The sequence below is a fragment of the Streptomyces sp. NPDC088554 genome (genome assembly GCF_044752945.1).
In the GTDB taxonomy this organism is placed as follows: Bacteria; Actinomycetota; Actinomycetes; order Streptomycetales; family Streptomycetaceae; genus Streptomyces.
The window spans coordinates 1-11,857 of the sequence record NZ_JBIVMF010000060.1 but is presented as its reverse complement, the minus strand read 5'-3'; the positions used below and the strand labels follow the sequence as shown (position 1 = coordinate 11,857).

Genomic DNA, 11,857 nt, shown 5'->3' with positions numbered 1-11,857 from the left:
CGGGTGCGCCGGGTGATCTGGACGAGGTTGTCGCGGAGGTGACCGGCCGGGGTGCCCGTGCCAAGCGGGTCGAGGTCGACTATGCCTCGCACTCCGTCCAGGTGGAGGGCATCCACGAGGAACTCCTCGATGTGCTGGGCGGGTTGACGCCTGTTGCCGCTCCTGTCCCGTTCTATTCGACGGTGACGGCCGGCCGGTTCGACACGGTGGGTCTGGATGCCGCGTACTGGTACGGGAATCTGCGGTCCACCGTCCGGCTGGACGAGACCGTCACCGGGCTGGTCGCCGCCGGACACCATGTCTTTGTCGAGATCAGCCCCCACCCCGTACTGACCGCCCCGCTCGCGGAGACCGCCGAGCGCGCGGGCGCCGAACCGCTCGTCGCGGGCACCCTGCGCCGGGGTGAGGGCGGCCTCCCCCGGATGTTCGCCTCCCTCGCCGAACTCGCCGTGAGCGGGGTACGCGTGGACTGGACGCCGGTCTACGGCACCGACGACCGGCCCGGGGCGCCCGCTGTCCCGGTGGAGCTGCCGACCTACGCGTTCCAGCGGCGCCGCCACTGGCCGCGGACGCTCCCGGGCGCGCCCGTGGCCGACCCGGCGCACGAGGAGTTCTGGCAGGCGGTCGAGGAACAGGACGTCACCGCGCTCGCCGCCGCCCTCGACCTGTCCGCCGACGAACCGGCCCTGCGGACCGTCCTGCCCGCGCTCTCCTCCTGGCGTCGCGGACGCCGCGAGCGCACCGCCGTCGACGCCTGGCGATACACCGTGGACTGGCGCGCGCTGACCCCGCCCGCCGCCCCCGCCGTACTGCCGGGCACCTGGCTGATCGCCGTACCGGAGGCGGCCGGTGCCGATCCGGCGCCGGCCGCGCTGGCCGCCGCCGTACAGGAACGCGCCGAGCACGGTGTCCTGCTGACCGTGGGCGCGCACGACGACGCCGATACGCTCGCCGCCCGTATCCGTGCCGTCGCGCCGACCGGTGTGGTCGCCCTCACCGGTACCGACACCACCCCGCACCCCACCGACCCGGTGGTCCCGACCGGCCTCGCCACCACCCTCGCGCTCTTCCAGGCGCTCGTCCGGGCCGACACGACCGCCCCGCTGTGGTGCCTCACCCGTGGCGCCGTGGGCACCGCCGACGACGCAGGGCCCACCGATCCCGCGCAGGCCGCCGTCTGGGCGCTCGGCCGCTGCGCCGCCGTCGAACTGCCTGAGCACTGGGGCGGGTTGATCGACCTGCCGGCCGTCGTCGACCCGGCTGTCCACACACAGGTCCTCGCCGTGCTCGCGGGGGCCGACGGCGAGGACCAGATCGCGCTGCGGCCCACCGGGACCTTCGGCCGCCGGCTCGTCCACGCCACCGCCCCGGCGTCCCCGGCCGGGGGCTGGTCCCCGCGCGGCACCGTACTCGTCACCGGAGGCACCGGAGCCCTGGGCGCGCATGTCGCCCGCTGGCTCGCCCACGACGGCGCCGCACACCTCGTCCTGCTCAGCCGGCGGGGCGCGGCCGCCCCGGGCTTCGGCCAACTCCGTTCCGAACTGCAGGAGATGGGGGTACGGGTCACCCCGGTCGCCTGCGACGCCAACGACCGCGCCGCGCTGGCCACCGCGCTGGCCGAGGTCGAACGCGACGGCGACCTGATCCGGGCCGTCGTGCACGCGGCGGGCGTCGGTGTCCTCGGCCCCGTCGCCGAGGCCCCGTTCGAGGACCTGGTCACCGTGCTGGCCGCCAAGGTCGCCGGCATCGAGAACCTTGAAGCCGTACTCGACCCCGAACAGCTCGACGCCGTCGTCTACTTCTCCTCCATCACGGCCGTCTGGGGAGCCGGTGACCACGGTGTCTACGCCGCGGGCAACGCCGTGCTCGACGCCCGCGCCGAACGGCGCAGCGCCGACGGCGTGCCGACGCTCTCCGTCGCCTGGGGCCCCTGGGCCGGTGGCGGCATGGTCTCCGACACCATCTACGACCAGCTCCGGCTGACCGGTCTGCCCGTCATCGACCCGGGGACCGCGATCGCGGGGCTGCGTACCGTCCTCGCGGACGGCGAGACCTCGGTGATCCTCGCCGATGTCGAGTGGGAGCGGTTCGCCGAGGTCTTCACCAGCGGCCGGGCCGGCCATCTGCTCGACGACATCCCGGGTGCCCGGCCCGCCGCCGCCGACGGGACGGCCTCCGCCACCCCTGCCTCCCGGCCGGCCGGCCTCGACCGGCTGGCCGCCCTCGACCGGGCCGCGCGTGTACGGGCCCTGCGCGACCTGGTGCGCGAACACGCCGCCGCGGTCCTCGGCCACCCCGACCCGGACGCCGTCGACCCGAAGCGGGCCTTCAAGGAACTGGGCTTCGACTCGCTCACCGCCGTCGACCTCCGCGACCGGCTCGCCACCGCCACCGGCGTGCGGCTGCCCAGCACCCTCGTCTTCGACCACCCCACCCTGACGGCGCTGGCGGGCTTCCTCGGCGACCGGCTGTTCGGCGCGGCCGACAGCGCCGCCCCCGTGGTGGTCGGGGCCGCCGACCGCGACGACCCCATCGCCGTCGTCGCGATGGGCTGCCGCTTCCCCGGCGGCATCGGCTCCCCCGAGGAGCTGTGGCGGGCCGTCAGCGAGGAGGCGGACCTCATCACCGCCTTCCCCGCAGACCGGGGCTGGCCGCTGCACCGGCTGTACGACCCCGAGGGGACCACCACCGAGTCCAGCTATGTCGACCACGGTGGTTTCCTCGACAGCGCGGCCCTCTTCGACCCCGCGTTCTTCGGGATCTCGCCGCGCGAGGCGTCGGCCATGGACCCCCAGCAGCGGCTGCTGTTGGAGACCTCCTGGGAGGCCCTGGAGCGCGCCGGACTCGACCCGGCCACCCTGCGCGGCAGCCGTACCGGCGTCTATGTCGGTGTCAGCGAGCAGGGACACACCGCCCGGCTGCTGGACGCGGCCACCGATGTCGAGGGCTACTTCGCCACCGGGGCCGCCGCCAGTGTGGCCTCCGGGCGGATCTCGTACACCCTCGGCCTGGAGGGCCCGGCGGTCACCATCGACACGGCCTGTTCGTCCTCCCTGGTCGCCCTGCACCTCGCCGTACAGGCGCTGCGGGCCGGTGAGTGCGACCTCGCGCTCGCGGGCGGTGCGACCGTGATGTCGGAGCCCGCCTCCTTCGTCGGCTTCAGCCGCCAGCAGGCGTTGGCGCGCGACGGCCGCAGCAAGTCCTTCGCCGCCGCGGCCGACGGCTTCGCCCTCGCCGAGGGCGCCGGGATGCTGGTGGTGGAGCGGCTGTCGGACGCCCGCCGCCACGGCCATCCGGTGCTCGCGGTGGTACGCGGTACGGCGGTGAACCAGGACGGCGCGTCGAACGGGCTGACCGCCCCGAACGGACCGTCGCAGCAGCGGGTCATCCTCGCCGCGCTCGGCGACGCCGGGCTGACCGCCGCCGAGGTGGACGCGGTCGAGGCACACGGCACGGGTACCCGGCTGGGGGACCCGATCGAGGCGCAGGCGCTGCTGGCGACGTACGGGCAGGACCGCGAACGCCCGCTGTATCTGGGGTCGTTGAAGTCGAACATCGGACACACCCAGGCGGCCGCGGGTGTCGGCGGTGTGATCAAGACGGTGCTGGCGCTCCAGCGGGGTGTGCTGCCCCCGACCCTGCACGTGGACGCGCCGACCCCCGAGGTCGACTGGTCGGCCGGGTCGGTGGAGCTGCTGACCGAGGCGCGGCCGTGGCCCGAGACCGCACGGGTGCGCAGAGCGGGCGTCTCGTCCTTCGGGATCAGCGGGACGAACGCGCATGTCATCCTCGAACAACCCGAACTCGCGGCAGCGGAAACGGAATCGGCCCGCGAAGACACCGGTCCCGCCGCCGTCCCGGTCGTCGTCTCCGCGCACGGCCCGGCGGCCCTGCGCGCCCAGGCCGCCCGGTACGCCGACCTCCTGGCCCGCGAACCGGGGACCGGCCTGGGCGACCTGGCGCTCTCCCTCGCCACCACCCGGGCGGTGCTGCCCAGCGCCACGGTCCTGGTCGCCGCCGACCACGAGGAGCTGCACCGGGCCCTCGCCGCCGTGGAGTCCGCCACCGTCGACGAGCCGTCGGACGGCACCCTGGGGCTGGTGTTCTCCGGGCAGGGCTCGCAACGGGTCGGTATGGGAAGCGAGTTGTACGAGGCGTTCCCGGTGTTCGCCGCCGCCTTCGACGAGGTGTGCGCGGCCTTCGAGGGCCTGCTGCCGGGGTCGCTGAAGGATGTGGTGTTCACCGGCCCCGAGGACGCTCTCCACTCCACGGGCTGGGCACAACCGGCCCTGTTCGCCCTGGAAGTGGCGCTGTTCCGGCTCATGGAGTCCTGGGGGGTGCGCCCGGACGTGGTGTTCGGGCACTCGCTGGGCGAGCTGGTCGCCGCGCATGTGGCCGGGGTGTGGTCGCTCGAAGACGCCTGCCGTGTGGTGGCGGCGCGCGGCCGGCTGATGGGGGCACTGCCGCCCGGCGGCGCGATGTGGGCGATCGAGGCCGAGGAGCCCGAGGTCCCCGACGCGCCGGACATATGGCTCGCCGCCGTCAACGGACCTTCTTCGCTGGTGATTTCGGGTACGGAGGAGGCGGTACGGGGCATGGCGGACCGGTTCGCCGCGGACGGCCGCCGGGTGAAGCGGCTCACCGTCAGCCACGCCTTCCACTCCGGCCTGATGGATCCGATGCTGGACGACTTCGCGGGCGTACTGTCCGGTGTCACCTTCCACGAACCGGCCGTCCCCGTCGTGTCGAATGTGACCGGCGGGATCGCGGGGGAGGAGCTGAGCACCCCGGAGTACTGGGTGCGGCACGTCCGCGCCACCGTCCGGTTCGCCGATGGGGTGCGCGCGGTCCGCGCCCAGGGCGTGGGTACCGTAATGGAGTTGGGCCCCGACGGCTCCCTCGCCCCCATGGTGCGGGAGAGCGCCCCGGGTCTGCTGGCCCTCGGCGCGCTGCGCAAGGGGCGGGACGGGACGCGCTCCCTGGCCGTCGCCCTCGGGCGGCTGCACATCCGCTCCGTGGCCGTGGACTGGCCGGCGTACCTCACCGGGGCGCGCAGGATCGACCTGCCGACGTACGCCTTCCAGCGCAGCGCCTACTGGCTGGAGACCACCCGGCACCGGGACGAGGACCGCGACACCTCCCAGCAGGACCTGTACACCACATCCTGGGAGCCGGTCGACGCCGCCACCGCCCCGGGCGCCGCCGCGAGCCGTGTTGTTCTCGGCCCGCCGGACGGACGCGCCGGGACCCTGGCCAAGGCGCTCGTCGACCCCACCGACATCCATGCCTCGCCCGGCACGGTCGACGGGGCCACCGGCCTGATCATCCTGCCCCTGGACGCGGTGACGTCGTACGACGGCGACGACCCCGCCGCCGTACGCCACCTCACCCACGGCACGCTCGCCCGCGTACAGGAACTCCTGGCGGAGGAACGGCTGTCGGGCTCCCGCGTCGCCCTCGTGACGAGCGGGGCCACCACCGCCGACTCCGCGCAGGCGGCGGCGCGTGGACTCCTGCTGTCGCTCCAGGCCGAGCACCCCGACCGCTTCGTCCTGGTCGACCTGGCGGACGACACCGCCGACGGCCCCGGGCTGGTGGCCGCGGTGGCCACCGCGTTGAGCACCGGGGAGCCACAACTCGCCGTACGCGGAGGTAAGTTGTTCGTCCCGCGGCTGGCGCCCGTGGCGGACGCGCCGCTCCCCCCGGAGCCGCGCGAGCACGGCACGGTGCTGGTCACCGGAGGCACCGGGGAACTGGGCGGACTCGTCGCCCGGCATCTGGCCACCACTCACGGCGTACGGGACCTGCTGCTGGTCAGCAGGGGCGGCGCCGACGCCCCGGGCGCCGCGGAGCTGGCCGCCGACCTGGAGCGGGCCGGCGCGCGTGCGGCTTTCGCGGCCTGCGACGTGGCCGACCGGGCCGCGCTCGCCGCGCTCCTCGCCGCGATACCGGCCGACCGGCCGCTGACCGGTGTGGTCCACACCGCGGGCGTGGTGGACGACGGTGTGCTCACCTCGCTCACACCGGAGCGGATCGACACCGTCCTCGGCCCCAAGGCGGACGCCGCCCATCATCTGCACACCCTCACCCGGGAGCTGGGCCTGTCGCACTTCGTGCTCTTCTCCTCCGCCGTGGGCACCCTCGGCGGTGCGGGGCAGGCCAACTACGCCGCCGCCAACGCCTACATGGACGCACTGGCCCGCAACCGCCGGGCCCAGGGACTGCCCGCGACCTCACTGGCCTGGGGGCTGTGGGGGACCGGCGGCGGCATGGGCGGGAGGCTCGGCGAGGTGGACCTGCGGCGCATGGCCCGCGCGGGCGTACTGCCCCTCGACGCCGCCCAGGGCCTCGACCTGTTCGACCGGGCCTGGGCCGGGGACGAGGCCGCCCTCGTCCCCCTGCGCACCGACCCCGGCGTACTGCGGGGCCGGGCCACGGCCGGCACACTGCCCGCCATCCTGCGTGCCCTGGCCCCCGTGCCCCAGGGCGCTCCCGGCGCCGGCGGGGAGCCCGGTGGTCCGGGGCCCGGCAACGCGGAGCGGCTGGCGGCACTGCCCGCCGACGAACGCGCCAGGACCCTGCTGGACCTGGTCAGGGCGCGGGCCGCGGCGGTCCTCGACTATCCGTCGCCGGAGAGCCTCGACCCGCGCAGGTCGTTCCGCGAGGTCGGGTTCGACTCGCTGACCGCGGTGGAACTGCGCAACGGCCTCGTCGCCGCGACCGGCCTGCCCCTGCCCGCCGCCCTGGTCTTCGACTACCCCACGCCCGAGGCCCTGGCGGAACAACTGGAGCACCGCCTCCTCGCGCACGCGGCCCCCACGGGCCCCCGGCGGCGCCTCGCCGTCCCCGACCTGCTCGACCAACTGGAGGCGGCGATGGTGGAGCTGGCCGCCGAAGACCCCGGCCGCCCCGGGTTCGCCGCCCGGCTGCGGACCCTGGCCACCGCGGGCGCCCCGGCGGCCGATGGCACGGACGCGGACACCCGGGACGGAGGCGACGTCGACACCCGGCTCGCCGCCGCCTCGGACGACGAGCTGCTGGACTTCATCCGCTCGGAACTCGGCAAGGAGTGAACGGTTCACATGGCTGATGACAACGAACTCCGCGACTACCTCAAGCGGGTCGCCGCGGATCTCCACCGGACGCGCAAGCGCCTGAGCGACCTGGAGTCGGCGGCCCGGGAACCGATCGCGGTCGTCGGCATGGCCTGCCGCTACCCCGGCGGTGTGCGGACGCCCGACGACCTGTGGCGGCTGGTGGACGAGGGCCGCGACGCCGTGGACTCCTTCCCCGACGACCGGGGCTGGGACCTGGCCGCCCTCTACGATCCCGACCCCACGAAGGAGGGCACCTGCTACGTCCGCGAGGGCGGCTTTCTCGACGACATCGCCTCCTTCGACGCGGCGTTCTTCGGGATATCACCGCGCGAGGCCCACTCCATGGACCCGCAGCAACGGCTGCTCCTCGAAGCCTCCTGGGAGGCGCTGGAACGCGCGGGCCTCGACACCCGCGAGCTGAAGGGCAGCCGCACCGGCGTCTTCGCGGGCGTGTCCCAGCAGGACTACGCCACACTGCTGACCGCCACCGAGGGCGGCATCGACGGCCACGGCTCCACCGGGGTCTCCAACAGTGTGCTGTCGGGCCGGATCTCGTATGTCCTCGGCCTCGAAGGCCCGGCGCTCACCGTGGACACCGCCTGCTCGTCCTCGCTGGTCGCCCTCCATCTGGCGGTACGGGCGCTACGGGCCGGCGAGTGTGATCTGGCGCTGGCCGGCGGTGTCACCGTGATGTCCACACCGGACGTGCACGTGATGCTCTCCCGGCAGGGCTCCCTCGCCCCCGACGGCCGCTGCAAGGCGTTCGGAGCCGCCGCCGACGGCGCGGGCTGGAGCGAGGGCGCCGGAGTCCTCGTCGTCGAGCGGCTGTCCGACGCCCGGCGCAACGGTCACCCGGTGCTGGCGGTGGTACGCGGCTGTGCCGTCAACCAGGACGGTGCCTCCAACGGGCTGAGCGCCCCCAACGGCCCCTCCCAGCAACGGGTCATCCGGGACGCCCTCGCCGACGCGGGCCTGACCGCCGCCGAGGTCGACGCGGTGGAGGCACACGGCACCGGCACCCGGCTCGGCGACCCCATCGAGGCCGACGCGCTGCTCGCCACCTACGGCGCGGCCCGGCCCGAGGGACGGCCGTTGTGGCTGGGCTCGCTGAAGTCCAACATCGGCCACACCCAGGCCGCCGCGGGCGTCGGCGGCATCATCAAGATGGTGCTCGCCCTGCGCGAGCGCACCCTGCCCCGCACCCTGCACGCGGACGAGCCGACGCCCTTCGTCGACTGGTCCGCCGGTACCGTACAACTGCTCGACCGGGCCCGTGACTGGCCGGACGGCGACACCCCGCGCCGAGCCGCCGTCTCCTCCTTCGGTGTCAGCGGCACCAACGCGCACATCATCCTGGAACAGGCGCCCACCGCCGAGGAACCCGACCCCGGCACACCGCCCACCGGCCCGCTGCCCGCCGTCCTGTCCGCGCGCGGCGCCACCGCTCTGCGGGCCCAGGCCCGCGCCCTCGTCGCACACCTCACCGACCGCCCCGGCCTGCCGGTCGCCGATGTCGCCCGCTCCCTGGCCACCACCCGCACCCCCCTCGACCAGCGGGCCGCCGTCCTCGCCGCCGACCGCGACGCACTCCTCGCGGGCCTGACCGCGCTCGCCGAGGGCCGCCCCCACGACACCCTCACCGAGGCCACCGCGGTCACTGGAAGGACCGCGTTCGTCCTGCCGGGCCAGGGCTCCCAGTGGCTCGGCATGGCCCGCGAACTCCTCGGCACGGAACCAGCGTTCGCCGAGTGCGCCCACGCGGCGGCCGCCGCCGTACAGCAGCTCGTGGACTGGGACGTCCTCGCCGTCCTGCGCGGTGAACCCGGCACGGTCGACACCGACCGCATCGATGTCATCCAGCCCGTCCTGTTCACCGTCATGGTGTCCCTGGCGGCGACCTGGCGGGCGTACGGTGTCGAGCCCGCCGCCGTCGTCGGACACTCGCAGGGCGAGATCGCCGCCGCCCACATCGCGGGCGGCCTCACCCTGGAGGACGCCGCACGCGTCGTCGTCCTGCGCAGCCGCGCGCTGCGGACCCTGACCGTACGCGGCCAAATGGCCTCGGTCATGCTCCCCGAGGAGTGGGTACGGGAACGGCTAGAGCCCTGGGCCGACCGCCTGTGGATCGCCGCCGTCAACGGGCCCGCCTCCGTCGCGCTCACCGGCGACCCCGACGCCTGCGACGCGTTCGTCGCCGCCTGCGCGGCCGACGGAGTACGGGCCCGGCGCATCCCCGGCGCCGCCAGCCCCGGCCACTCCCCGCACGTCGAACCGCTCCGCGAACAGCTCATGGCCGACCTCGCCGGGCTCGCACCACGCACCGGTCGGCTGCCGTTCTACTCCACCGTCACCGGCAAGCCCCTGGACACCGCGGAACTCGACGCCGCCTACTGGTGCGACAACATGCGCGAACCGGTCCGCTTCGAGGCCGCCGTACGGGCGCTGCTGGCCGACGGCCACCGGCTGTTCGTCGAGTCGAGCCCGCACCCCGTCCTCGTCACCTCCGTCCAGCAGTGTGTCGAGGCCGCCGACCACGAGGCCACCGTCACCGCCACACTGCGCCGTGACGAGGGCGGCCCCGGACGGCTGCGCACCGCCCTCGCCCAGGCGTGGACCGGCGGCGCCCCCGTCGACTGGCCGCGCGTCTTCGCCGGCGCCCGCCGCGTCGACCTGCCCACCTACGCCTTCCAACGCCGCCGCCACTGGCCCGAGGGGCCGCGCCGGGGCGGCGACGTGACCTCGGTGGGCCTCGGCGCGCTGCGCCACCCCCTGCTGGGCGCCATGGTGCGGCTCGCCGACGACGACGGCGCGGTGCTCACCGGCCGGCTCTCCCCGCACGACCACCCCTGGCTCGCCGGATACTCGCTCGGCGACCGGGCGGTGGTGCCCGGCACCGCGTTCGTCGAACTCGCCGTCCTCGCCGGGGACCGGTTCGGCCACGGACGCGTCGAGGAACTCACCCTGCACGCACCCCTGTTGCTGCCGTCCGAGAGCGCCGTCGGCCTCCAGGTCAGGATCGGCGCCGACGGCGGCGGACGCCGTACCCTCGCCGTCCACTCCTCGGCCACCGCGTCCGACACCGACCCCGTCTGGACCCTGCACGCCTCCGGCACCCTCGTCCCCGAAACCGGCGCCCCCGCCCCCGGCCTCACGGTGTGGCCACCGGTCGGCACCGAACCCGTACCGGTCACCGGACTGTACGAACGGCTGGCCCAGGACGGCTTCGGCTACGGGCCCGAACGTCATCTGCTCACCGGACTGTGGCGCGGCGACGGCGAGGTCTACGCCGAAGTACGGCTGCCCTCGGGCCAGGGGGCCGAAGCCGCCCGCTTCGGACTCCACCCCGCCCTCGCCGACGCCGCCCTGCACGCGCTGTACGCCCTCGGCGAGGACGCGGACCAACAGCGTTCCATGGCCGTCCCGTTCGCCTGGAGCGGCGTCGAACTCCTCGCGTCCGGCGCCACCCGGCTACGCGTCCGGCTGACCCGTACCGGCGACACCACCGTGTCCCTGCTGCTCGCCGACACCACCGGCTCCCCGGTGGCCGTCGTCGATTCCCTGCTGCTGCGCCCCACCGGCCCGACCGGACTGCTCCCCGGCGCGCCCGGTACCGACCTGCCCGCGCGTGTCGGCCCCGCGCGGACGGCCGGGCCCGGCCGTCCCCGCCGTACCGTCGCCGACACCACGGGAGACCTCGACCCCGGCTCACTGCACGGCCGGCTCGCCCCGCTCACCGAGACCGAACGCACCCGGTTCCTGCTGCGGCTCGTCCGTGACACCGCCGCCACCGCGCTCGGCCACGACGACCCCGACGTAGTCCAGGCCACCCGGCCGTTCACGGAACTCGGCTTCGACTCGCTCACCTCCGTCGACTTCCGCAACCGGCTCGCCACGGCCACCGGGCTGCGCCTGCCCGTCTCCCTCGTCTTCGACCACCCGTCGCCCCGCCGCATGGTCCAGGCCCTGTACGCGCAGCTCTTCGGCGCCCGGAGCGCCCAGAACGCCCCGGCCGTCCCGGCGACAGCGGCGCCCACCACCGCCCGTGGCCGTACCGCCACCGACGAACCACTGGCCGTCATCGGCATGGCCTGCCGCTTCCCCGGCGGTGTCACCAGCCCCGAAGAGCTGTGGAGCCTGCTCACCGAAGGCCGCGACGGCATCACCGGATTCCCCCGGAACCGGGGCTGGCGCGCCCAGGACGCCGCACGCGGCGGATTCCTGGAGGACGTCGCCGGCTTCGACGCCGGATTCTTCGGCATCACCCCGCGCGAGGCCCTCACCATGGACCCGCAGCAGCGGCTCCTGCTGGAGACCTCGTGGGAGGCGATCGAGCGCGCCGGGATCGACCCCACGACCCTGCGCGCCACCCGGACCGGCGTCTACACCGGCGCCGCCGGCCTCGGCTACTCGCTGCTCTTCCCGCCGGGATCGGACCAGATGGCCGGGTACGCCGTCACCGGCACCGCCACCAGTGTGATCTCCGGCCGCGTCTCCTATGTCCTCGGCCTGGAGGGCCCGGCGGTCACCGTCGACACGGCCTGCTCCTCCTCGCTCGTCGCCCTGCACACCGCCGCCCAGGCGCTCCGCGGCGGCGAGTGCGACCTCGCGCTGACCGGTGGCGTCTGCGTCATGCCCGACGCCTCCCTCTTCGCCGACTTCGAACGCCAGGGCGGGCTGTCGGCCGATGGTCGGTGCAGGTCGTTCGCGGCTTCGGCGGATGGTACGGGTTGGTCGGAGGGGGTGGGTGTGCTGTTGGTGGA

At 74.9% G+C, this 11,857-nt stretch carries 2 protein-coding genes; both read left to right on the top strand.

Translation table 11 applies throughout. The features are described from left to right. On the top strand, positions 1-7,073 hold a 7,073-nt coding region (locus ACIP8W_RS31290), incomplete at its 5' end, for an SDR family NAD(P)-dependent oxidoreductase (RefSeq protein ID WP_402205771.1). Positions 7,074-7,082: 9 nt separating this feature from the next. Continuing rightward, positions 7,083-11,857 (top strand): beta-ketoacyl synthase N-terminal-like domain-containing protein (locus tag ACIP8W_RS31285; protein WP_402205769.1); only part of this gene is annotated, 4,775 nt, incomplete at its 3' end.